The sequence below is a fragment of the Aeromonas sp. R4-1 genome (assembly GCF_040908325.1).
GTDB lineage: Bacteria > Pseudomonadota > Gammaproteobacteria > Enterobacterales > Aeromonadaceae > Aeromonas > Aeromonas veronii.
The window spans coordinates 34,923-58,553 of the sequence record NZ_JBFODM010000023.1 but is presented as its reverse complement, the minus strand read 5'-3'; the positions used below and the strand labels follow the sequence as shown (position 1 = coordinate 58,553).

The window sequence follows — 23,631 nt, the reverse complement described above, 5'->3', positions numbered from 1 at the left end:
GCATCAGATGTTGCATTTTCGTCTCCTTACCGGGTAAAAGTTGAACAGGTTGCAGAAGTCTAAAAAATATCCGAATTTAACACAAGCCTCTTGCGACTCCTTTTTAAACGTTTTTACGGCATTTTATGCTGCCCGACAGGAGCCTGGGGCATCAGATCCCCGAGAGTAGCCGGTACTCTTCCAGTACATAGGTATCCGTCATGCCGCTGACATAATCGAGCAGCAACCGCACCCGGTAATACCACTCCTGCTCGTTCTGGCAGGCAAATCGCGGATCCGGGGTGGCAATCGCCAATCGATAGGCCTTGATATGGCGGGCCGAGAGACGGTGATAGAGGCGGCGCGCAAAGAACAGCGCCTGACTCCCCTCCCCGGCCAGCAGACGGGCAAACTGTGGCGCTGGCAGCGACAACAGGCAGGCATAACTGGTCAGCACCCCGCGCAGCGCCGCATACCCCTCCAGCTCAAGCGCTTCCACCTCGGGGCGCATAAAGACCAGCTCGCGGGCCACCCGTTTGAGGATATCGAGCACCCGCGCCGCCGGCGCCTGACCGTGCAGCAGCGCTTGCGGATAGGATCCCTGCAAAATGGCCTGATGTTCGCTGACATAGCTCTGCGCCGCCAGCGCAACCAGATCCCGGGTAAGTTGCTGGCGAAAATGGGGGAAAAAGCCCCGACCAGAAGCCAGCGCCTCATCCAGCAAGGTGCCCATGTAGTCACTCTGGTCAGCAGCTCGCAGCGCCGCCAGCAGTTCACCCTGAGTCAGGATCCTCCGATCTACCGCATCTTCCAGGTCGGCGATGCAGTAGGAGATGTCATCGGCCGCCTCCATGATGTAGACCAGCGGATGACGGCAGCCGGGGGCCAATCCCAGGCTCTGACCGAGGGCGCGGTAGAGCGGCTGCTCGCTAAAGAAGATGCCCCGCTTGCTGCTCCAGCCATGATGCTGGCCATAACTCACCCCGGGTTGCGGCTGCTGCGGGTATTTGCAGAGTGCCGCCAGTTGTCCGAGTGTCAGGTTGAGCTCGTGCAAGCTGTGCACCAGCCGCAGACTCTGGGCGTTGCCATCAAACAGTTGCAGATCCTGACGCAATTCAGCCCACTGGGCCGAAGGTGGCTGCGCCAGCGCCTGCTGATAGAGGGGATCGAGCATCTCGCCGAGCCACTGGCTCATCACCTGCTCGCCAAAGTGGCCAAACGGCGGGTTGCCCACGTCATGAAGCAGGCAGGACATCTCCACCAGATTGATAAAGGCCCCTTCGCAGACCATCCCGACTGGCAAGGCGGCCAGAATACGACGGCTGATCTGGCGACCGGTCTCCTGCACCTCCAGCGAGTGGGTGAGGCGACTGCGCACCGAGGCCTTCACATCGAGCGGAAAGACCTGGGTCTTCTGCTGCAACCGGCGCACCGGCGCCGCCTGCACGATACGGGCGCGATCCTGCTCGGTCGCCTCCAGCAGATCCTCGTCTCCCCAAGGGTGGATGCGCGCAGGGGTAATCAAACGGCTATACATCTCGCAGCTCCTTGCCAGCAACTTCCATCAGACTCAAGACAACCTCCAGCCTCAAGACAGCAACCAGCGCCGCAGACGGGCGATATCGCCCGGATATTCCCGGCGCAGCGTCTCAATCCAGTCTTCCACGTTTTCCCACCAGGCGGGGTGATCCGGGCTCTGGATCAGCTGGGCCGTCTGCTGCAGTCGACGCAGACCGATGGAGCCTGCCGCCCCTTTTATCTTGTGTGCTTCTTCCACCACGCCGGCCTGATCCTTGGCAATCATGTTGGAGTCGAGCACCGCCATGTAGTCCGGCATCATCTTCTCGAACAGATCAACGCTGGAGAGCAGCACCTGCTTTCCCACGGTATCGGCGTAATCGGTGAGGAAGGGGATATCCAGCAGGGCATCCTGGTTGCCCGCATCCGCCTGCTCGTCCGCTTCATCCTCGGCCAGATCGGCAAACAGGTGACCAATCACCTCCCGCACCGCTTTGGAGCCAAGCGGCTTGTTAATGACATCCTGCATGCCGTGATCCCGATAATACTGGCGATCGCCGGTAGAGTTGGCGGTGAGCGCCACCATGGGTGGCAGGCTGTCGCCATAACGCTCTAGCAGGGTTTTCGCCACATCAAAGCCGGTCATGTCCGGCAGCTGGATATCGAGCAAAATGAGGTCGAAATCATCCGGGTTGGCCATCGCCAACGCCTGGGTGCCGTCTCGTGCCACCTGCACCTGATGACCCAGCTTGCCCAGCAGGGCGCAGGCTACTGTCACGTTAAGCTCCACATCCTCCACCAGCAGGATATCGAGGGAGGGCATCTCATCCTCCTGCTCTGGCAACACAGGCTCGGCGCAAGCCACTTCCAGCTCGGCGGTAAAGCAGGAGCCTTCGCCCGGATCGCTGTCCACATAGAGCTGCCCGCCCATCGCCTGCACCAGCTGACGGGAGACCGCGAGGCCAATGCCGGTGCCGGTGGCGTGCTTCTTGCCCTGCACCTGATAGTACATGGCGAAGATCTTCTCCTGCTGGGCGCGCGGGATGCCGATGCCGGTATCCTCCACCTCGAAGTGCAGGGCCAGCTTGCCCGGCTCGTCGGCGGGATGGGAGAGACAACGCACGGTGACGCCCCCCTCATCGGTAAACTTGACCGCGTTGCCCACCAGATTCCACAGCACCTGACGCAGGCGGGTGCCGTCAGCCATCACAAATTGCGGCATGTCGCCATCGCGATCGAAATGGAGATAGAGCCCCTTCTGCTCCGCCTGAATACGCGACAGGGTCTCCAGCTCGTCGAGGAAGGCGGGCAGATCGATACGGGTCGGCGCAATTTCGAGACGACGGCGATCCAGTTTGTCCAAATCGATGATGTCGTTGAAGATATTGCCAAGGGTCACCGCACTCAGGTGAATGGTCTTGAGCTGCTGGTGCTGCTTGGGATCGAGGGGGGTATCCATCAGCATCCGGCTTAAGCCCACGATGCCGTTGAGCGGGGTGCGCAACTCGTGGCTGATGGTGGAGATGAAGGTAGTCTTGTCGCGGCTCGCCTTCTCCAGCTTGTCCTGATACTGCTTGCGCTCGGTGATGTCGCGGCCAAAGCCGAGCAGGCCGAGTCGCTTGCCGAAGCGGTCGAAGAAGGGCACCTTGCGCAGCTCGAAGTAGGCTTTACGGCCATCGGGATACTCCAGCCACTGCTCGTAGGTGAGCGGCTCGTTGCTGGCAAAAACCTGCTTGTCGGTCTCCACCACCTTGTTAGCGATCTCCTGCTTGTAGACATCGAACGGGGTCAGACCGATCAGCTCGGCCTCCACCTTGCCGGTCAGCTCCTCCATGGCGCGGTTGCAACCGGAAAACTGCTCATCCTCGTTGCGGTAGTAGACCAGATCGGGGGAGCAGTCGATAAAGGAGCGCAGCAGGGCGGTACGCTCCCCCAGATGGAGCTGGGCTTTCTCCCGCTGGAACACCTCGTTCTCGAGATCCTCGATGGCCTGCAGACGCAGGCTCTCGGCCCGGTTGGTCTCGGCAATCTGGGCGTTGAGGCGGCTGATGTTCTCCTGCAGCTGGGTATTGAGCTCCAGATCCCGCTCACGCATATCTTGCAGCTTGCGCACCATCCGGCTCAGTCGCTGACGGGAATCCTCCAGCTGATCCACCACGATGGAGAGAAAATAGACCGCCCAGGGAGTCACCAGCAGGCCAAAGAAGACCGAGCGAACGAAGTCGATCACATCGATATTGCCGCGCAGGAACAGGGTCACCCCCATCTGGATGGCGACCGCCAGCACGATAATGCCCGCCGCCAGGAACATGCTGAAGCGCACCAGTCCCAGCTTGGTCATCAGATCGACATAATATTGCGCCCAGGATTTAATCTGTTTCATCTTATTGTTTTCCCCCGATATTCGCGGTACAGAATACCAGCACAACCGAGTGAACTCTTCTTAATCTCGCACAATTAATTAACGATTCGCCGAATGAAATGAGTGGGTTAGGATAATTGGCAATATTGAGTCAGTTGCCATTAAGTTTTTTTCTTTATACTCACCGGCTGAAATAATTCACAACCATTTAATTTAGGAGTTATCCGATGCGCAATACCACCTTGCTGGGCCTGGGCCTGCTGGTCGCAAATAGTGCTTATGCTGATTTGGGTGAAATTCCCAAGGAGTCTGGCTGGTCCGGTTTCCTGCTTGGCGGGGTCAGTGTCATCAATTACGAATCGAATTTTTATAGTGGTGATGATGAAAACCGCCGCCTGAGCGGACTGGGCAGTGCCGAGAGCAGCTCCGCCGTTGCCCCGCTGCTCAACGCCGATATCCGCTACACCTTTGCCGATACCCGCACCCAGGTCTTCCTCGGTAACCTGATCCAGGATGCCATCCGTTTCGACTTCACCCAGCAGCTCGGTATCCGTCAGGAGATGAGCGACAAGGGCATCGTAGCTGGCTCCGTGGTCTTTAATGCCATGCCGACCGAGCAGTGGAGCGATCCCTTCGCCGTAGGCGTTGATCGCCAGTCGACCGATATCAAGTCAAAAGGGGTGCGCTTCGCCTGGGACAGCATCTGGGGTAGCAACTTCAATGGCAGCCTGACCACCCGCAACATCGAGGTGGATGAGGAACGCAGCGGCCAGCAATACGATAAGGATAACCAGACAAACTATGCAGCCAAGCTGGATCGCAACGGCAAGATCCACGCCCTCGACCTCTCCTACAAATGGCAGCTGGCACCCGGTCAAATTCTGGAGCCAGCCTTTATCTACCGCCAAGCCGATCTGGACGGCAGCGCCCAAAGCTACAAGAGCAACGGCCTCCAGTTGACCTACGGCATGCGCGCTTCCCAGTGGTCTTTCGTCAGCAACGCCTATCTGGGCCAGACCAAATATGATGAAGCCAATCCAATCCCTGACTTTGGTAACAAAAAAGCCGACTCCGACGAGTTTGCCCTGACCGGCACCTTCTTCTGGCACCGCCTGTTCGGTATTGCTCCGCTCTCCGCAACCTTTACCGCTGGCTATGCCAAGTCCGATTCCGACATCAACTTCTACGATTCTGAATCAGTGATGTTCAACACCGGCCTGCTCTACAACTTCTAACGACAGTTGTGCGCACCGATACAACAAGGCCACCCGAAGGTGGCCTTGTTGCTATCCGGCGTTTGCTTCAGATACCCAGAGAGTCGAGCAGATCGTCGTGATCGTTGGCAACCGGGGCCGCAGCCTGAGCCTGCTTGGCGGCATCCTGCTTGGCCTGGGCGATCAGCGCATCGGGATCCAGCTCCTCGTGCTCCATCCCCTCATTGTGGATGCGGATGAACTCGGTTTTGTCCATCGCCAGCTCCAGATAGAAGATGTTGTTGCGGGCGGTGAAGAAGGTAACGCGGCGGGACTCCGGGCTGTCGAGATTGGTATCGACGCTCAGCATTACCTGCTTGTTGAGGGCCAGCATCTTCGGCTGGTTCTGGGTGATGTGGGTCTGCAGATCCCGACCCACCTTGACGGTGAAGCTGCCGACGATCTGGTTCATCAGCTCGCCCATCACGTTGCTCACCTCGTCAGAGGTGTGGGAGATGGCGAGATCCTCCTTGGAGAGCCCCATGCTCAGCATGTAGCTCTCGTACAGCTCCATGGCGGCGGCGGCGGAGAAGTTGATCACCACCAGACCGGAAAAACCGCCATCGAACAGCACGAAGCAGCCGATATCCGGCTTGAGGCAGGTCTTGCTGATCCGCTGCACCATGCCGGAAAACCGCACCTGACTCATGGTCGCGGCACTCAAAACGTCCGTCACCGAGTTGCACAGGCTGAGCAGCACATCCTCTGTGGTCAATACGGCATCGTCATCGGATCTTGTCACTATCATGGGACCTTCCTGAACATCGAAAATGGGCTTATCTATACCATAACTCTAACAGATGGCGCGGCCCGGAGACTGAAATAGCGACACGCCTCTCAGTTGACTCCATTATCAGCAGCCACAGGGGTGAAACCGCTCAGCTTGGCGAGCCGGGCACGCCATATATCGGCCTGCTGTGCCAAAACTTGTGGCTCATAAGGCACGACCGGATGAGCGCCCCAGATGGGGCCTGGCCAGGCGCGATCCGTCGCAAAGCGGGCTACATGGTGAAGATGGAGTTGCGGCACCAGATTGCCCAGCGCGCCGATGTTGATCTTGTCCGGGCTGAGGGCCTGTTCCATCAGGGCGGCGACGGCGCAGGACTCCTGCATCAGCTGTTGCTGCTGCTCCGGCGCCAGATGGTGAATTTCCCGCAGGTTGGCTACTCGCGGTACCAGGATCAGCCAGGGATACTGGCTGTCTTTGGCCAGCAAGACACGGCAGAGGGGCAGATCCCCGAGCCACCGGGTATCTGCCTGCAGGCGTGAATGCAATTCAAACATGAAAACCTCGTTGAGTACGATGAACAGAGCGCCTGAAAAAAGGAGTGTCCACGTTACTGCAACGGGCAGAAAACTTAAAGCTGTGGCACGGCCCAACCGATAAAGCGCTTGCGCAGGGCCGGGTCTGCCTGGAGGAACAACTGCTGCAACTGCCCTTCCAGCTCGCTGGCAGCCACAACGGGTTGCGCCCCACCGGAGAGCGTAGCGGTTGGTTGTGTAGTCACAGCGACGGCCGTCAGCGCCGCCTTGCCGCCGCTGCGGTTGTATTCAGCCAGTTTGCCATTCCAATCCACCCCAAGCAGCATGCCACTGGTCACCAGCACATCCTGCTGGATGGCAAGCGCGCGGCCATTCTCCTGCAGCGCCACCACCGGATCCTTGGCATAGGCCTGCATCCCCCGCTCGTCTCCCGGTACGCTGGCCGTCAGCTGCAAATGCTGATTGCTGCCCTGATAGCGCACCACCTGCGGCTCGGAACGTACCTGCCGATCATTCTCGCTGCTGCTGCGACTGGGGATCACCCCCTCGAAGCGCACCAGCAGTTGCTGTTCGCCATCCGCCAGGGTGGCATGCTGCTCATCCTGCAAGGTGCCGTTGCTCACCGCGAGGATGCGGAAATTCTCCGGCACCTTCACGTCCACCATGGCCTGTACACTGCCGGCCCCCAAGACTGCACAGAGCAGTACAAAACCGGTCAACCCTCTATTGTTCTTCATTCCCGCTGATCTTCCTGATGCCGATGATGGGCGCAGGGTAGCAGCCGAAGATGACAGAAAAATAACGCCGCTCAGAGAAGGTAGTGGGGTCGCTCGGCAAACCACTGGGCCAGCACCTGCTTGAACAGCCTGATCTTGCGCGGCACCCGCCGCTGCTGGGCATGCAGCACATGAAGCTGATGCAGCCCGCTCTGCCACTCGTCGAGCACGGTCACCAGCTCTCCTGCCGTCAGCTGCGATTCCACCAGCATCAGCGGGCACTTGGCATAGCCCATACCGGCGCGCGCCAGTTGCAACACTGTGCTGTAGTGGTTGGCCCGCACCTTGCCCTGCACCAGAATGTGGGCCTCTTCCCCCTCACGGATAAAGTGCCACTGCTCCCAGGCCGGATTGTGCCCCTGCAACAGGCAGCTGCGCCCGCTCAGCTCATAGGGAGTGGCAGGATACCCCTCTCGCACCACCAGCGCGGGGCTGGCCACCACCACATCCTTGAGCCGCCCCAGCGGCAGGGCCACCAGATTGTCCGGCACCTCGTTCATGGCGCGCAGGGCGATGTCGTTCTCCCCCTGGCTCATGTCGACCATCTGGTTGGTGAAATTGAGCTCCACCTCCACCCCCGGGCAGAGCGCGGCAAAACTGGTCAGCAGCTCACTCACCATGCGATCGCCGGTACTGACCGGGCAGGTAAAACGCAGTCTTCCGCTATCCTCTTCGGTCAGCGCCTGAATATCCTGCTCCGCCTGTCGAACCAGCGCGAAGCTCTCCCCCGCCTGCTGGTAGAGGGCCTTGCCCGCCTCGGTCAGACTGAGGCGGCGGGTGGTGCGCTGCAACAGTTGTGCATTGAGGGAGGTCTCCAGCGCACTGACATGGCGGCTCAGCATCCCCTTGCTGACCCCCAGCGTATCGGCAGCAGCCGAGAAACTGCCGCGCAGCACCACCTCGTAAAAACTGGCCAGATGGGCGATATCCATCATTAGCTCCAATATGGAAACAATGGGTTTATTTTACGCGCTTTTTCGCATTTTCTGTTGCGCTAGAATCTATACATCCCAACCAGGAGTGATGCAGATGAAAATTGTGATTGTGGGTGCCTCCGGCACCGTCGGCTCCGCTGTCAGTGAACTGCTTGCCAAAGATCATCAGGTGATCCGGGTCGGCCACAGCCGTGGCGATGCCACGGTCGATATGCGCGATCCCGCCTCCATCAAGGCGCTGTTTGCCCAGGTGGGCCAGTTTGATGCGCTGGTCGTCGCCAGCGGCAGTGTGGCCTTCAACGGCCTGACCGAGATGACCGACGAGCAGTGGCAGGTGGGACTGGAGAGCAAGCTGATGGGCCAGATCAACCTGACCCGAGCCGCCATTCCCTATCTGACTGACAAGGGTTCCATCACTTTGATCAGCGGTATTCTGAGCGAGGAGCCGATCAACTGGGGGGTGAGCGCCAGCACCGTCAACGGCGCCATCGATCACTTTGTGAAAGCGGCCGCCTGCGAGCTGCCCCGCGGCCTTCGCATCAACGTGGTGAGCCCCACCGTGCTGGCGGAGTCGATGGACAAATACGCCGACTTCTTCCCGGGGTTCGTGCCGGTACCCGCCGCCAAGGTGGCGCAGGCCTACAAGAAGTCGGTGCTGGGCATCCAGACCGGTCAGGTGTTCAGAGTGAACGGCTGAGCGCCGCTCGCTTGCCGCCAGACCAGCAATAAAAACGGGCCCCATAGCGGGGCCCGTCTGTTTCTCTGCCTCTCTCCTTCGCCGCCAGCAAACGTTTGTTTGTTGGCGACAAAAAAAGAGAGCAACCCTTAGTCGATCAGACCGTACTGATCGCGCAGCACCTCGATGATCTCCTGCTTGGGATTGGCAGAACGCGCCAGCTTGTGGCCGATGATCTTCTCGGCGATCCCGACATAGGTGTTGGAGATATCCATTATCACTTCGGTCGGCAGCTTGTTGTCGCGGGCCAGGGCAAAACGTTCCGGCATGCGGTTCTTGTTGAGCAGGATGTCCGGATCCGGGAAGTGGTTGAGCAGCCACTGACGGAAACCCTCTTTGGACTTCTCGACGATCTGTCCGTCGCGCAGGGCCGCGCCATCCCAGATACGGGAGCTGTCGGGGGTGCCCACTTCGTCCATGTAGATCAGCTTCTCGTTGCCGGCGGCATCGTGGACGTAACCAAACTCGAACTTGGTATCGACGAAGATCTGATCCAGCCCAGCCAGCGCGTCGCTAATGACGTTGAAGCCCTCTTTGAGCAGCACTTCGTAGCGGTCGATGTCGGCCGGTTTGCTGAAGTTGAAGCCTTTATAGTGGCGCTCGATATCGGCACGGGAGACGTTGACGTCATCGGCTTCCGGCACGCCATCCAGCCCTTTCAGCACGCCCTTGGTGGAGGGAGTGATGAGGATCTCCGGCAGTTTCTGATCCTTTTTCAGCCCTTCCGGCAGGGTGATGCCGCAGAACTCGCGCTCGCCATCCTTGTAGGCACGCCACATGGAGCCAGTGATGTACTGGCGGGCAATCGCCTCGATCATCACCGGACGGGCTTTTTGCACGATCCAGACGAAGGGGTGCGGAATATCCAGAATGTGGCTGTCGGCCAGTCCCTTCTCCTTGAACAGCTTGAACCAGTGGCTGGAGATGGCATTAAGCGCAGCCCCTTTGCCCGGTACGCCGTTCAGGCCATCCACACCTTGCCAGATGCAATCGAAGGCCGAGATGCGATCGCTGATCACCATGAGGGCGAGGGGCGCATCGGCCGGCACATCATAGCCTTTCTCTTTTATGAGCCGGGCACTGTCTTCGGGGGTCAACCAGTAGACGCTGCGCACTTTGCCGGAATGGACAGGTTTATCGGTACGGATCGGCAAATCGTCATTCACCGCCAATACTTGATCTGCAAGACTCATGGCTAATAACACTTCCTGTTTGTGGGGGGTAAACATCGCGAGTCCCTCACCTGCGCGCTCTGTTTGCAACGGCTGGCAAGGGGGCTCGCATCATCGAAAACCGCTCGGAATCCCCGCGTTTTCAGGGGGATTTTGATAACAAAACAGGGGCACAAGGCCCCTGTATTTATTCTGCTTTTGCTGCTGCCTGATCGGCCAGCCCCTTGGCGAACGCCTCGGACAGGCTGATATACATCTGGGAGATAACCCCGGACGATACCGGCTTCTTGTCCTTGTCGAACAGGGTAATGGAGGTCTTGCCTCCCGCCATTTCGCCAAGCTGGAAGCGGTATTTCTCCTCCTCCAGTTTGAACGGCTCGCTCCCTTTCGCCTTCCAGAACTCGGCGCCCGGCTCTTCGTATTCGACGTCGATCCAGCCCAGAGACTGTTGGGTATCCTTGATGGTGAAACCGTAAGCAGGCAGTACCTGGTTGAGGCGACGCCACACCTGATCAAAGGAGCCTTCGGCAATCCAGGCGCTCAGTTCGTTGTTGTCCAGACCCAGTTGCAGACCCATGCCATCGTTGGACTTGTGCTGCTCGCGGGCTTTCAGCTGGCTGTCGTAATAGAGCGAGAACTGGTTCAGCACCCGCGCGGCATAGCGCTGGGCATCGGCAGGGGTCAGCTTGTTGCTGGTCTCGCCGTCGATGGTCTCTTCGTGATCCAGTACCCGGACCGACATGTTGACGGCGTGGCGCTGGGCATCGTTGCGCACGGTGAACTGGTAACGCTGACGGATTTTGAAATCTTCGTCATCTTCACCCCAGCCATCGAGGGCTACTGTGTTGTCAAACCAGCCGGTCTGCAATACGCCATCCTGTTGATCCAGCTTCTCGGTGGTGACCTTGTATTTGGCCAGGAAGTTCATCAGGAACGACCAGGTATCGCGCTCCACGCTCTGGCTGGTGCTCAGGGCATAGAAGGCAACGGTCGGTTCGGTTGCGCTCTGCACCACCTGACTGCCCGGTACCACGGTCAGCAGTTGAGCGGGTGGGCGCACATCGACCTGGGCGCCGAGGGCACCTTCACGGCTGCTCTCGGGAAGCGGCGGGATGTCGTACTGGCTGTTGAAGGTGGGGGCACTCAATCCTGCGGGGATCAAGAACGCGCGGCCCTCGAGGCGGGCATCTTCATAACCGAAGTCGCGGTTGGCCATTTTGCGATCCTGGGGGGTGCTGCAACCGGCCAAGACGGCCACAGTCGCAACGCTCAGCACCAGACGGGCTCTATTTCCCTTTCCATTAGATTTAAACACTCGCCATCAACTCCGCTGTGGTCAGTGCTCGCGCCATCAGCTGTTCGCCCTCGGGGGTGAGGTCAACCAGCGGCAGGCGCAAGGTGGCTGTTGCAATCAACCCCAGTTGGGCACAGGCCCATTTCACCGGGGTGGGGCTCGGTTCGCAGAACAGAGTCTTGTGCAACGGCATCAAGAGATTGTTGATGTCATGCGCCTGCCCGGCATCACCGGCCAGCGCAGCACGACACATGTCGGCCATCTGGGCCGCTGCAATATTGGTGGTGACCGAAATCACGCCATCGCCACCTTGCAGCATAAAATCACAACCAGTGGCATCGTCGCCACTGTAAAGAGCAAACTCCGGCCCGCACAGCTCGCGCAGCAGCGGGGTGCGGCTCAAATCGCCAGTTGCCTCTTTCAAACCGATAATGCCGGGAACCTTGGCCAGACGGGCCACGGTCTCCGGTTTGAGATCGCAACAGGTGCGACCGGGCACATTATAAAGAATTTGGGGCAGACCACTAGCCTCGGCGATCGCACAATAGTGGCGATAGAGACCTTCCTGAGTGGGTTTGTTGTAGTAAGGAGTCACCGAGAGGCCAGCCACCACGCCAGTTTTGGCCAATCGCTTGGTCAACTCAATGGCGTGGGCGGTATTGTTGGAGCCGCAACCGGCGATGACGGGAATGCGTCCGGCGGCATACTCAACGGTCTTTTCAACGACGGCGATATGCTCCTGCTCGCTCAGGGTCACCGATTCCCCCGTGGTACCCACCGCAACAATGGCGCTGGTCCCGGCGCTGACATGATAGTCGACCAGTTTGGCCAGACTGGCCCAATCGACTTCACCTGAAGCCAGCATGGGGGTAACGAGCGCAACAATACTACCGCGTAACATGGACTTTTCTCCCGATTTTCAGGGGCGTAATGGTAAAGCTGACCCCTTTGAAAAACAAGGGAGAGAGGGGGCAAGCCGTGATACCATCCGGAACAAAAAGTAATGGACGAAAGTCGGCAGCGCCCCTCAGGGAGTGGTCATCAGGGCCGGAGGGTTGGCTTGCCAGCGCGGCTTTCGCAACGAAATAACGGACGAGAGAAGATTTATGACTCACTACCTGGTCGTAACGGCCATCGGCACGGACAGGCCTGGCATCGTCAATGAAGTGACCCGCCACGTCAGTGGTTGTGGTTGCAACATTGTGGACAGCCGCCTTGGTATCTTCGGCAATGAATTTACCTTTATCATGCTGCTCTCGGGCGACTGGAACAGCATGATGCAACTCGAAATCAGCCTGCCCCTGCGTAGCCAGGAGTGGGATCTCATCACCATGATGAAACGCACCGAACGCCACCAGTCCCTGCAGTATGACGTCCGCGCCAGTGCCGACCTGTTGATCCGCGACGAGCCCGGCATCGTAAGCCAGTGCACCCAGTTCTTCAGCGAACATGGCTGGAACATTCAGGCGATGCAATCCATGACCCTGGAGCAGCAGCCGTTCAACCTGCTGAAGATCAGTTTTCAGCTCAATCTGGCCAGAGAGGGTGAAGTGGAAGGTTCGCAAACCGCCTTCGCCGAATTCTGTCGTCAACTGGGTGCCGAATCGTTCGAGTTTATCGTCAATCGCAAACACGCCTGAGAGCGTTTTACCCGAGGAGACCCCATGCAACCACTACAAGCTGGCAGCCCCGCCCCCGATTTCTCCCTGCCCGACCAGAATGGCAATCAGGTCAGCCTCGCTGGCCTGCGCGGCAAGAAGGTGCTGGTCTATTTCTACCCCAAGGCGATGACCCCCGGCTGCACCACCCAGGCCTGCAGCCTGCGCGATGTGAACACCGAACTGGCCGCCCTCAATGTGGTGGTGCTTGGCATCAGCCCTGATCCGGCCAAACGTCTGAAGAAATTCGAAGAGCGGGACCAGCTCAACTTCACCCTGCTGGCTGATGAGGACCACGCCGTCGCCGATGCCTTTGGCGTCTGGGGCCCGAAGAAGTTCATGGGCAAGGAGTATGATGGTATTCACCGCCAGAGCTTCCTCATCGACGAAGATGGCAAGATTGCCCACCACTTCGACAAGTTCAAGACCAGCGATCACCATCAAGTCGTGCTGGATTTCCTCAAGGGGTAACCCTTCTCTGCATTATTGAAAGGCCTGCCACGCAGGCCTTTTTGCTCTGACAAGCCATCCCTTGCCTGAAGATTTTTCTCACCAACCCCCCGCCCAGATCAAAAAATTCATTTTATATATGGGTTAACGTGACCCCAGAATCATCTTCCAGCGAGATATCCCATGAACATGAGCAACACAGAGCGTTTGATCCTGAGCAACCAGTACGAAATTCTGGCAAAACTCAATCCGGAGAAAGCGGACTTCTACCAGCGTGCCAGCACCATCATCGAGCGCGGCTACTGCCTGCAGATCCTCGAGCTGGAGAAGAGCTTCGGCCATCTGGATCTGGCGACCTGCCAGGAGGTGATCGATACCCTGGAGCTGCACCACGCGCTGGCTATCTCATGGGGTAATCTGGACGCAGCCGATCAGGGCGAGATCAACGCCAGCCGGCTGGAGTTCAACGGCTACAGCCGCAGCCAGGAGCGTGAGCTGGCCGACTACGTCTGCTTCCTGCTGGAGGTGGACAAGCGCTTCCCCGAGCTCAAGTGCCCGTGCGACGAGCTCTCCAGCGACATCGCCATGCGCGACAAGTACCAGCGGATGCTGCAGGTGTGGCGTCAGTGCCCGCGTCAGTACAAGCTCTCCATCCAGGAGATCCGCAAAGTGCTGGCTGCCTGATGGCAGGGCACCAGACAACAAAAAGGCGCCACTGGCGCCTTTTTGTATCTGAATCGGGTTATTCGTAGAGAAAGGATTTATCGAGCTGCTGGAAGGCGGCCTTGAGGGTATCGGCCAACTCTTCATAGCGCGGCTGAGACACCAGCTGACGACGGCCACCCTGCTCGTTCATCTTGCCGTTGATCTCCCGATACCAGCTCGCCAGCGACGGGGGTAAACGGGTGTCGGCACGCTGGCCGAGCCAGTAGTAGCCCTGCAGCGGCAAACTGAGCAGAAACAGCACGGATGTGATGACGGAGGGCCAGTAGTGCAGCTCGCCAAACTGGAACTGCAGCATCACGCTCAACACCGCCAGCGCGGGGATCACCTTGAGGGCGAACTCGGTTGCCTTGATCACCCGATTTTCAGGAAACATCGAATTGAGCTCGGGACGGCGCGGCCAAAGCGTCATATAATGGCGGCCTTGCTGTAACTTAGTTCCAAAAATGTTCATGCTCATACTACCTCCGAGCGCTTTTTGAACGTACTAACGGCAAAACCTCGACAAAATTTGATGCAAAGTAACAAAGGTTGAGGATGACTTTGTTATTTTTCAACAATCGGGTTATCCTTTGTACGCCCATTTTTGCGTCAAAAGCTTCTTGCTATTGACCTGTCAGGGACGTCTGGATTTCGGGTCTTGTATCACTATACAAGGGGCAAGCAACAGATTGCCAACCCTCATAAGGATAAGTTGAAAGTTTTTGGCCGCACCGCGTCCAACGCATCCGCCTACACAACCCAATCTGCGATAGGATTTATTCATGAGTAAGCTGGTTCTTGTTCTTAACTGTGGCAGCTCTTCCCTGAAGTTTGCCGTCATTGACGCAACCACCGGTGATGACCTGCTGTCCGGCCTGGCCGAGTGCTTCAACCTCGACGATGCCCGCATCAAGTGGAAACTGAATGGCGAGAAAGGCAGTGCCGATCTGGGCGCTGGTGCCGCTCACCAGGAAGCGCTGGACTTCATCGTCAACAAGATCCTGCCGCTCAATCCGGAACTGTCCAAGAACCTGATCGCCATCGGTCACCGTGTTGTTCACGGTGGCGAGCGCTTCACCTCTTCCGTTGTCATCTGCGAAGACGTGATTGCCGGCATCGAAGCTGCTGTTCCGTACGCCCCCCTGCACAACCCGGCTCACCTGATCGGTATCCGTGAAGCTCGCCGCGTATTCCCGGCGCTGGCTGACAAGAACGTGGCCGTATTCGATACCGCGTTCCACCAGACCATGCCGGAAGAAGCCTTCCTGTACGCCCTGCCGTACAAGCTCTACAAAGAGAACGGCATCCGTCGCTACGGAGCCCACGGCACCAGCCACTACTACATCAGCCTGGAAGCTGCCAAGCAGCTGAACAAGCCGGTTGAAGAGCTGAACATCATCAACTGCCACCTGGGCAACGGCGGTTCCGTCTGCGCCATCAAGAACGGCAAATCCGTTGATACCTCAATGGGCCTGACTCCGCTGGAAGGTCTGGTGATGGGTACCCGTTCCGGTGATCTGGACCCGGCCATCATCTTCTTCCTGCACGACAAGCTGGGCATGAGCGTGGCCGATATCAACACCATGCTGACCAAAGAGTCCGGCCTGCAGGGTCTGACTGAAGTGACCTCCGACTGCCGTTTCGTTGAAGACAACTACGACAGCAAAGAAGAAGCCAAGCGTGCTATGGACGTTTACTGCTATCGCCTGGCCAAGTACATCGGCGCCTACGCTGCCGCCATGGACGGTCGTCTGGACGCCGTTGTTTTCACCGGTGGTATCGGTGAAAACTCCGCCCCGATCCGTGAAATCACCCTGAACAAGCTGGGTCTGCTGGGCTTTGACGTCGATCACGACGCCAACCTGAAGGCTCGTTTCGGCAAGGGTGGCGAGATCACCAAGGCTGGTTCTACCAAGGCTCTGGTAATCCCGACCAACGAAGAGTGGGTTATCGCCCACGACGCGCTGGAACTGGTCGGCGCTTAATTGACGCAGTAACTCGAGGCCGCCCACAGGGCGGCCTTTTCCTGATCCCAAAAAATGAACAAGGGGTATAAAGTGGCACGCACTATTATGCTTATCCCGGTCGGCACTGGTGTCGGCGTAACTTCCGTGAGTCTGGGCGTTGTTCGCGCCATGGAGCGTCACGGTGTCAATGTCAGTTTCTTCAAACCGGTTGCCCAGCCGCGTCCGGGTGAAACCGGCGCCGAGCGCTCAACCGCCGTTATCCGCGCAGCTGCCAACATTAATCCGCCCGAGCCCTTCACCCTCTCCTACGCCGAGAACATGATCAGCTCCAGCAACACCGACATCCTGCTGGAAGAGATCGTTGCCCGCTTCGAAGAGCACGTGAAATCCAGCGGTGCCGAAGTGCTGGTTGTCGAAGGTATGGTGCCGACCGACAAGCAGCCCTTTGCCAACAAGCTGAACTACGACGTCGCTAAAGCTCTGGATGCTGACATGGTATTCGTGACCCACCCGGGCCATGACTCCAGCCAGAAGCTGAAAGAGCGCATCGAACTGGCCTGCTCCAACTTCGGTGGTGTCAACAACCCCCGTATCGTTGGTTGCGTAATCAACAAGGTTGGTGCGCCGGTTGACGAGCATGGCGTAACCCGCCCTGACCTGACCGAGATGTTCGAAGCCCATCACCACGCTTCTGACGCTGCCCACAACCTGGAAGTGCTGCAAGTGTTTGGCAAGAGCCCGCTGCGCATCCTGGGTTGCATCCCCTGGAACACCCAGCTGATCGCCCCACGCGCCAAGGATCTCGCCAAGCATCTGGCTGCCAAGATCCTGCACAAGGGTGAGCTGGACAGCCGCCGTCTGCAGACCGTGACCTTCTGTGCCCGTTCCATCCACAACATGGTCGAGCACTTCCGTCCGGGCAGCCTGCTGGTGACCTCCGGCGACCGCTCTGACGTCATTGTCTCCGCCTGCCTCTCCGCCATGAACGGCGTCAAGCTGGGCGCCCTGCTGCTGACCGGTAACTACCATCCGGAGCCGCAGGTCATGGCGCTGTGCCAACAGGCCATGGCCACCGGCCTGCCGATCATGATGACCGGTACCAACACCTGGCAGACCGCCGTCAGCCTGCAGAACTTCAACGTCGATATTCCGGAAGATGACCGCGAGCGTATCGAGCTGGTGCAGGACTACGTCGCTGGCCACATCGACAAGCACTGGATCGAGTCGCTGACCGTCAGCTCTACCCGTTCCCGTCGTCTGAGCCCGCCGGCATTCCGTTATCAGCTGACCGAGCTAGCCCGTCAGGCCAACAAGCGTGTCGTGCTGCCGGAAGGCGACGAGCCGCGCACCATCAAGGCTGCCGCCATCTGTGCCGAGCGTGGCATTGCCCGTCCGGTGCTGCTGGGTAACCCGGAAGAGATCCGTCGCGTTGCCGAACAGCAGGGTGTGGTACTGACCGATCGCGTCGAGATCATCGATCCGGCCGTTGTGCGCGAGCGCTATGTGCCGCGTCTGGTCGAGCTGCGCAAGAACAAGGGCATGACCGAAGTGGTTGCTCGCGAGCAGCTGGAAGACAACGTGGTACTGGGTACCATGATGCTGGAGCGCAATGAAGTTGACGGCCTGGTATCCGGCGCGGTACACACCACTGCCAACACCATCCGTCCGCCGATGCAGATCATCAAGACCGCTCCGGGCTCTTCCCTGATCTCCTCCATCTTCTTCATGCTGCTGCCTGACCAGGTGCTGGTCTACGGTGACTGCGCGATCAACCCGGATCCGACTGCCGAGCAGCTGGCCGAGATCGCTATCCAGTCCGCCGACTCCGCAGCCGCGTTCGGCATCGAGCCGCGCGTCGCCATGATCTCCTACTCCACCGGTACCTCAGGCGCCGGTGCCGATGTAGAGAAAGTGCGTGAAGCGACCGAGCTGGCCAAGGCCAAGCGCCCCGACCTCATCATCGACGGCCCGCTGCAGTACGACGCGGCCATCATGGAGAACGTGGCCAAGTCCAAGGCACCGAACTCACCGGTTGCCGGTAAAGCTACCGTGTTCGTCTTCCCGGACCTGAACACCGGTAACACCACTTACAAAGCGGTGCAGCGTTCCGCTGACCTGGTCTCCATCGGCCCGATGCTGCAAGGCATGCGCAAGCCGGTCAACGACCTCTCCCGTGGCGCCCTGGTTGACGACATCGTCTACACCATCGCCCTGACCGGTATCCAGGCTGCCCAGGCTGACGAACAAGCCTAATCAGTGCCTGTCTGAAAAAAACGATCACAAAGGCTGCTCACCCCAGGTGAGCAGCCTTTTTTATTGGTTCTTTTTTGAAGACCAGTGAAACATGCCATCAGCACAGTGTTATGTAGAATAATGCCATGTGATGTGCAAGAAATGTCTCGAGCGTAACTCTGCGGGAAAGCGTGTCCGCCACCTTAAAGATGCATCTAAAATAGATTCAAGATCATACGCTTAGATATATGAGGGCATTTATAGCTGAGCGCTTATAGCAAATATTTCGCCATCGGCATGAGGATTTGACCTGTTAGAAATAGCAGTGAAAAAGACCCGTTTGATACGCTATTCATCAATGTGCCACTCGGCAATATCCACATCATGGAGGAATGGAAATGCTGATGAAGAAGCTCTCTGCAGTCATGCTGCTGGCCTGCTTGCCCCTGTTCAGCCAACCTGTGCTGGCCGTAGATAAGGCAGCGCCCAAGCAAACAACCACAGCCGAGGTCGCCAAGGAGTCCGGCAAGCTGAACATCAATACGGCCACCCTTGCCGAACTCACCAGCCTGAAAGGGATTGGCGACAAGAAGGCACAAGCCATCGTCGACTATCGGGAAAAACAGGGAAAGTTCACCTCGGTCGATCAGCTGGCGGATGTCAATGGCATTGGCCCGGCCACGCTGGAAGCCAACAGGGACATGATAATAGTCAAATAAAGTCGAATGGATCAGTTGCAAATGGGGCAGCCTGTGGCTGCCCCATTTTTCTTGGGGTATGATTGCCGCACTTTAATCCCGCTGGATAGTTTTCCATGAAAAAGACTCCTCTTGTTGTTCGTAAGGCCGTGCTCCCGGTAGCCGGTCTGGGTACCCGTATGCTGCCAGCCACCAAGGCCATCCCGAAAGAGATGTTGCCGGTGGTCGACAAACCGCTGATCCAGTACGTAGTGCGCGAAGCCATCGCCGCCGGTATCAAAGAGATCGTGCTGGTCACCCACTCGAGCAAGAACTCCATCGAAAACCACTTCGACAAGAGTTTCGAACTGGAAGCGACCCTCGAGAAGCGAGTCAAGCGTCAGCTGCTGGAAGAGGTGCAACAGATCTGCCCGAAAGACGTCACTATCATGCACGTCCGCCAGGGTGAGGCCAAAGGTCTGGGCCACGCGGTGCTCTGCGCCCGCCCGCTGATCGGTGACAACCCGTTTGCCGTGCTGCTGCCGGATGTGCTGATCGACGACGTTGCCAGCAACCCCAAGCAGGACAACCTGGCCGAGATGGTGCACATGTACGAAGAGAACCAGATCAGCCAGATCATGGTGGAAGCGGTTCCCGAGAGCGAAGTGGACAAGTACGGCATCGCCGACATCAAGGGCGAGGCCCTGAGCGAGGGGATGTCTCTGCCGATGCAGGCCATTGTCGAGAAGCCGCCCCGTGACGAAGCCCCCTCCAATCTGGCGGTGGTGGGTCGTTACGTCCTCTCCTCCAATATCTGGCCGCTGCTGGAGAAGACCCCGGCCGGTGCCGGTGACGAGATCCAGCTGACTGACGCCATCGCCATGCTGATGGAGCAGGAGCAGGTCAACGCCTACTTCATGAAGGGCAAGAGCCACGATTGCGGCAGCAAGCTGGGCTACATGAAAGCCAATGTGGAATATGGTGTGCGCCATCACGAGCTGAATGGTGAATTCATCGGCTGGCTGAAGCAGTTCGTCAAGCAGTTGTAATCGCTGATAAATCTGTTTTTTATAGACGTATTTAAGGGGCATCAAATGATGCTCCTTTTTCATTTTTGCAACAAAAAATCAATCAAGAGTAAATAAACTCTCAGCAAATCATAATGTTGTAATTTATTCACACATGCTCTATAAGGATTGAGGCGTGTTTCTCGCCCTTGCATAAAAAACTCAAAAAAATATAAGACACAGGTGGAAGTTCCAATGAATAACCCGTCAAAAGGGACCTTTTTAGGTCACCCTAAAGGGCTTTTTTTGCTCTTTAGTACCGAACTGTGGGAGAGATTCTCCTATTACGGCATGCGTGCCGTGCTGGTGCTCTATCTGACCGACCTGACTGCCAACGGCGGTCTGGGCTGGAGTCAGGCAGATGCCCTCAAACTCTACGGTATCTATACCGGTCTGGTTTATATCACTCCGCTGATCGGCGGCTGGCTGGCTGACACCTTCCTGGGTCAACGTCGCGCCATCCTGATCGGTGCCGTGCTGATGGCCGCAGGTCAGTTCACTCTGGCACTGCCCCACGCCATGTTCCCGGATATGGTCAACACCATGTTCTACGCGGGCCTCGCGCTGCTGATCGTGGGTAACGGCCTGTTCAAACCGAACATCTCCACCATGGTGGGTGACCTCTATGAAGAGGGCGATCACCGCCGTGATGGTGCTTTCACCATCTTCTACATGGGTATCAACCTGGGTTCCCTGCTGGCAGGCGTGATCTGTGGTGCTGCAGCTACCGCCTACGGCTGGCAAGCTGCCTTCGTCGGCGCCGGTATCGGTATGCTGCTCTCTCTGGTGATCCAGGCTACCATGGCCCAGCGTTTCCTGGGTGACATCGGTCGCGTCACTGCCGCCCAGCGCGCAGCCGCCCTGCGTACTACCGAGCAGAAAGCACCGCTAACCAAGCAGGAAGTGGATCGCATCAAGGTTATCCTGGTACTGGGTCTGTTCACCATCATCTTCTGGGCCGGTTTCGAGCAGGCCGGTGGTCTGATGAACCTCTACACCCAGGAGTATACCGACCGCATGATCGGCAGCTTCGAAGTGCCGACCGCCTGGTTCCAGTCCCTGAACCCCTTCTTCATTATCACACTGGCACCGGTCGTTGCGGCCATCTGGATCAAGCTCGGCAAGAAAGAGCCGAACTCTCCGGTGAAATTCGCCATGGGTCTGCTGTTCCTGGCTATCGGCTTCCTGTTCATGGTCGGTGCCGTGCTGCAGCAGGGTGGTGACAACACCGTCAAGACCTCCATGTTCTGGCTGGTTGGCGCATACCTGTTCCACACCCTGGGCGAGCTCTGCCTCTCCCCGATCGGCCTCTCCATGGTGACCAAACTGGCTCCGCTGCGTCTGGCTTCCCTGATGATGGGTGCCTGGTTTGGCTTCGTTGCCCTGGCCAACTACGCTGCGGGCTTTATCGGCTCCTTCGTGGGTGAAGCCGGCCCGATCGCCATCTTCGGTGGCATCGCCCTGGCTGCAGTACTTAGCGCACTGATCCTGCTGACCATGGCCAACCGCCTGGTTTACTGGATGCACGGTGCCGAAGGCCCGGCCAAAGAGCCGCAAGCTCAAGAGAAGAAACTGCACTCCGCCACCGTCTAAACGGTCAGGATTGTAAACAACAAACAGGGCGCCCATCGGCGCCCTGTTTGTTTTAGCCTGTTTATCAGGCGGCATCAGTGATGACGAACCTGCACATCCAGCGAGCCGCCGCTGTCGCTGCGAAACTGCAGGGCGAACGGTTCATGCCAGCTGCGTTTGTGCAGGGCGTAGTGGCTACTGCGCATCAGGCCAAGGGGCAAGCCGCCGGAGCGCATCAGCCAGTGGGGAGAGGTGAGCCCTGCGTTGGCAAACACCAACCCATCATGCTGATCAAACAGCAGCGCCGCCATGGCAAAAGAGTGGCGAAGCCCGGACGCCATCAACTGATGGTTGAGGTATTCTAGCAACCGGTGCGGCTGGCTCAGCAACCGGCTCTCGTTCTGCTGAAACTGGCGGTAGGGAACGTTCATCAAGGAGCGCACCAGCGCACCACAAAATGCCGCATCCGTCCCCATGATCGGCAGCTCCATCACCAGCACCAGCAGCTTGTCTTCCACCTTGAAGGTATCGGGAATAAACAACTGACCCAGCCCCTTGAACGTGACCTGCCAGGGGCCCCACTCCTGCAAGCCCGGCGGCTTGAGCCCCGCCAGCAGGCGGCTGGCCGCCTTGTCGTAGGCACTGAAATAGTCGATGTGATCCATCAGCTCCAGTTGCTGCGCCCGGTTGGCGCTGCCATTGAGACACTGTTCGATGCTGCGCTCTACCAGCGCGTAATCCTCGAGGGGTTTGAGCAGATAATCCCGCGCACCGGCACGCAAGGCGCTGGCGACCGCCTCCATGGTGCTCTGGGCCGAAATGACGATAACCGAAATATGGGGATAGCGCGCAGAGAGGCAGGCGATCACCTCGTGGCCATCCATATTGGGCATATTGAGATCGCAGAGCACCACATCGGGATGATAGAGGGCCGCCGCCGACAGACCCTCAATACCATCTTCGGCCTGAAACACCGTTGCCCCGTCCCGTGCGAGGTAACTTACTAACGAGTGGCGAAAAACGGCCTCGTCCTCCACCACCAGGATCCGTAGCCCGGCTTTTGACATCTTGATAAAGCTCTTATTAGTCAATTGGTTATTTAGGTATTAAGACTAGCTCAAAAGTGCGGTCAGCGCGGAAACCCTGCGTCAAAAGTAGACCTCGATCATATGATGGCATCAAGAGAAACCTATCCGCCCGCGCAGCTCTATTCGCTCGGGTGGCCCCACGACTACGACCGCCATCCGAATTGTGCAAGTGGGCGCCATAAGGGATAATGCCCCCCACTCCAGCTCGTGAAGAAGACCATGACCCCAGCCGAATACAGCGCCCTTGCCCACCCAAGATTGTCCCATCCGGCTCGCAGTCTCTATACCCTGCAGCTGCGCCGACTGGTGCTGGAAAATCAGGCGGCAAGGCTCAACTATCCCGAGCTGGGTCGGGCGCTGGCAGTGGTCGATCCGGGAGATCCCTGCGGCTTTTCGTTTCAGGTCAATGCCCGCCAGCTCACCGAGCTGTTCGATGAACTGATGGAGGCGGGCCTGCTGCAAGTCGAGGCTCAGCCCGAGAGTGAGCACTACCATCAGTGCCCGTTCCAGTTGCCACTGCTGACCCAGAAATTGCGCAGCCCGCTGCCGGAGCGCCCCTTCCAGATGCATCTGCAATGGCGACCGGACGAAGAGCTGCCTGCCCTCGCCCGTCTGTGCGGAGTGATCGATGCCAGCTACAGCGAAGAGGATCTGGGGGAGTTTATCGCCTACTGGCTCGGGCGCCCCGAGGTGTTCGACTCCCAGCATCAATGGATGCTCAAGTTCATTCGCGCCCTCAAGACCCGCCGCTATACCCGTCGCAAACCGATGGAGGTGCAGGGCTACCAGCAGGTGACTCCGGCCCCGGCGGAGCCGGGCCCCAGCAAACGGGCCCAACAGATGATCGAAGAGGCCAAGCGACTGGCCCAACAGCAGACGCAAGAACCCGCAGCGCAGCAGGAGCCGGATAATGATTGATAGCGGCCC

The 23,631-nt window shown here is 58.4% G+C and carries 22 protein-coding genes; 11 read left to right on the top strand and 11 right to left on the bottom strand.

All coding sequences use genetic code 11. The features are described from left to right. Positions 1–151: 151 nt before the first annotated feature. Together dgt and arcB are read right to left on the bottom strand one after the other, a co-directional pair. A complete protein-coding gene (gene dgt / locus AB5Y90_RS02685) occupies positions 152–1,516 on the bottom strand; it encodes a dGTPase (RefSeq protein WP_368166521.1) in 1,365 nt (454 codons plus the stop codon). Positions 1,517–1,567: 51 nt separating this feature from the next. After that, positions 1,568–3,880: an aerobic respiration two-component sensor histidine kinase ArcB gene (gene arcB, locus AB5Y90_RS02680; protein WP_201989610.1), complete on the bottom strand. Its 2,313-nt coding sequence runs from the start codon at positions 3,878–3,880 to the stop codon at positions 1,568–1,570. Between the two features lie 206 nt (positions 3,881–4,086). Here arcB and AB5Y90_RS02675 point away from each other — a divergent pair, with 206 nt between their 5' ends. Then, positions 4,087–5,094 (top strand): DUF2860 family protein, encoded by a 1,008-nt coding sequence (locus AB5Y90_RS02675; protein WP_201989608.1) that lies wholly within the window; start codon positions 4,087–4,089, stop codon positions 5,092–5,094. A 67-nt stretch (positions 5,095–5,161) separates the two neighbouring features. Here the strand turns inward: AB5Y90_RS02675 and AB5Y90_RS02670 are convergent, their stop codons facing one another. The 4 genes from AB5Y90_RS02670 to AB5Y90_RS02655 form a co-directional block, all read right to left on the bottom strand. Continuing rightward, entirely contained in the window at positions 5,162–5,860 is a 699-nt protein-coding gene (locus AB5Y90_RS02670; RefSeq protein ID WP_201989606.1) for a DUF3334 family protein, read from the bottom strand. A gap of 89 nt (positions 5,861–5,949) precedes the next feature. Then, positions 5,950–6,396, bottom strand: coding sequence for an HIT domain-containing protein (locus AB5Y90_RS02665; RefSeq protein WP_005358267.1), 447 nt, complete (start codon positions 6,394–6,396; stop codon positions 5,950–5,952). 74 nt (positions 6,397–6,470) lie between these two features. After that, positions 6,471–7,112, bottom strand: a complete 642-nt coding sequence (locus tag AB5Y90_RS02660; RefSeq protein WP_270820314.1) for a DUF2057 domain-containing protein — start codon at positions 7,110–7,112, stop codon at positions 6,471–6,473. Positions 7,113–7,183: 71 nt separating this feature from the next. Beyond that, positions 7,184–8,083: a LysR family transcriptional regulator gene (locus AB5Y90_RS02655; protein ID WP_307896878.1), complete on the bottom strand. Its 900-nt coding sequence runs from the start codon at positions 8,081–8,083 to the stop codon at positions 7,184–7,186. Positions 8,084–8,180: 97 nt separating this feature from the next. On the opposite strand from AB5Y90_RS02655, the gene AB5Y90_RS02650 reads away from it, so the two are divergent. Next, positions 8,181–8,783, top strand: a complete 603-nt coding sequence (locus tag AB5Y90_RS02650; RefSeq protein WP_021231956.1) for a short chain dehydrogenase — start codon at positions 8,181–8,183, stop codon at positions 8,781–8,783. Positions 8,784–8,911: 128 nt separating this feature from the next. On the opposite strand, the gene AB5Y90_RS02645 is transcribed toward AB5Y90_RS02650, so the two are convergent. The 3 genes from AB5Y90_RS02645 to dapA all read right to left on the bottom strand — a co-directional run bounded on the left by AB5Y90_RS02645 (position 8,912) and on the right by dapA (position 12,189). Further along, on the bottom strand, positions 8,912–10,015 hold the full coding sequence (locus tag AB5Y90_RS02645; protein WP_265783925.1) for a phosphoribosylaminoimidazolesuccinocarboxamide synthase: 1,104 nt from the start codon (positions 10,013–10,015) through the stop codon (positions 8,912–8,914). 166 nt (positions 10,016–10,181) lie between these two features. Beyond that, positions 10,182–11,309 carry an outer membrane protein assembly factor BamC gene (bamC, locus tag AB5Y90_RS02640; RefSeq protein ID WP_005349235.1) on the bottom strand — a complete coding sequence of 376 codons (1,128 nt, stop codon included), beginning with the start codon at positions 11,307–11,309 and terminating at the stop codon, positions 10,182–10,184. Further along, positions 11,302–12,189 (bottom strand): 4-hydroxy-tetrahydrodipicolinate synthase, encoded by an 888-nt coding sequence (gene dapA, locus AB5Y90_RS02635; RefSeq protein WP_113740504.1) that lies wholly within the window; start codon positions 12,187–12,189, stop codon positions 11,302–11,304. Before dapA ends, bamC begins: the two co-directional genes overlap by 8 nt. A 205-nt stretch (positions 12,190–12,394) precedes the next feature. Between dapA and AB5Y90_RS02630 the strand changes: the two genes are divergently transcribed. From AB5Y90_RS02630 to AB5Y90_RS02620, 3 genes are all read left to right on the top strand, one after another. Then, positions 12,395–12,928 (top strand): glycine cleavage system protein R, encoded by a 534-nt coding sequence (locus AB5Y90_RS02630; protein ID WP_005349229.1) that lies wholly within the window; start codon positions 12,395–12,397, stop codon positions 12,926–12,928. Between the two features lie 24 nt (positions 12,929–12,952). Then, positions 12,953–13,417 carry a thioredoxin-dependent thiol peroxidase gene (gene bcp / locus AB5Y90_RS02625; RefSeq protein WP_167573810.1) on the top strand — a complete coding sequence of 155 codons (465 nt, stop codon included), beginning with the start codon at positions 12,953–12,955 and terminating at the stop codon, positions 13,415–13,417. 162 nt (positions 13,418–13,579) lie between these two features. Next, positions 13,580–14,080: a YfbU family protein gene (locus AB5Y90_RS02620; protein WP_043851808.1), complete on the top strand. Its 501-nt coding sequence runs from the start codon at positions 13,580–13,582 to the stop codon at positions 14,078–14,080. 58 nt (positions 14,081–14,138) lie between these two features. Here AB5Y90_RS02620 and yfbV read toward each other — a convergent pair whose 3' ends face one another. Further along, on the bottom strand, positions 14,139–14,579 hold the full coding sequence (gene yfbV / locus AB5Y90_RS02615; protein WP_005339116.1) for a terminus macrodomain insulation protein YfbV: 441 nt from the start codon (positions 14,577–14,579) through the stop codon (positions 14,139–14,141). Between the two features lie 304 nt (positions 14,580–14,883). Between yfbV and AB5Y90_RS02610 the strand changes: the two genes are divergently transcribed. The 5 genes from AB5Y90_RS02610 to AB5Y90_RS02590 all read left to right on the top strand — a co-directional run bounded on the left by AB5Y90_RS02610 (position 14,884) and on the right by AB5Y90_RS02590 (position 21,637). Beyond that, positions 14,884–16,086 carry an acetate kinase gene (locus AB5Y90_RS02610; protein WP_005349210.1) on the top strand — a complete coding sequence of 401 codons (1,203 nt, stop codon included), beginning with the start codon at positions 14,884–14,886 and terminating at the stop codon, positions 16,084–16,086. A gap of 54 nt (positions 16,087–16,140) precedes the next feature. Next, a complete protein-coding gene (gene pta, locus AB5Y90_RS02605; RefSeq protein WP_005339119.1) occupies positions 16,141–18,321 on the top strand; it encodes a phosphate acetyltransferase in 2,181 nt (726 codons plus the stop codon). 377 nt (positions 18,322–18,698) lie between these two features. Continuing rightward, a complete protein-coding gene (locus AB5Y90_RS02600) occupies positions 18,699–19,019 on the top strand; it encodes a ComEA family DNA-binding protein (RefSeq protein ID WP_115521677.1) in 321 nt (106 codons plus the stop codon). Positions 19,020–19,114: 95 nt separating this feature from the next. Beyond that, positions 19,115–20,026, top strand: coding sequence for a UTP--glucose-1-phosphate uridylyltransferase GalU (gene galU / locus AB5Y90_RS02595; protein ID WP_139405564.1), 912 nt, complete (start codon positions 19,115–19,117; stop codon positions 20,024–20,026). Between the two features lie 213 nt (positions 20,027–20,239). Next, positions 20,240–21,637, top strand: coding sequence for a peptide MFS transporter (locus AB5Y90_RS02590; RefSeq protein ID WP_047436211.1), 1,398 nt, complete (start codon positions 20,240–20,242; stop codon positions 21,635–21,637). Positions 21,638–21,711: 74 nt separating this feature from the next. Here the strand turns inward: AB5Y90_RS02590 and AB5Y90_RS02585 are convergent, their stop codons facing one another. Continuing rightward, positions 21,712–22,683: a response regulator gene (locus tag AB5Y90_RS02585; protein WP_307895450.1), complete on the bottom strand. Its 972-nt coding sequence runs from the start codon at positions 22,681–22,683 to the stop codon at positions 21,712–21,714. 240 nt (positions 22,684–22,923) lie between these two features. On the opposite strand from AB5Y90_RS02585, the gene AB5Y90_RS02580 reads away from it, so the two are divergent. Then, entirely contained in the window at positions 22,924–23,622 is a 699-nt protein-coding gene (locus AB5Y90_RS02580) for a DnaT-like ssDNA-binding domain-containing protein (protein WP_236367583.1), read from the top strand. The last annotated feature ends 9 nt before the right edge of the window (positions 23,623–23,631 follow it).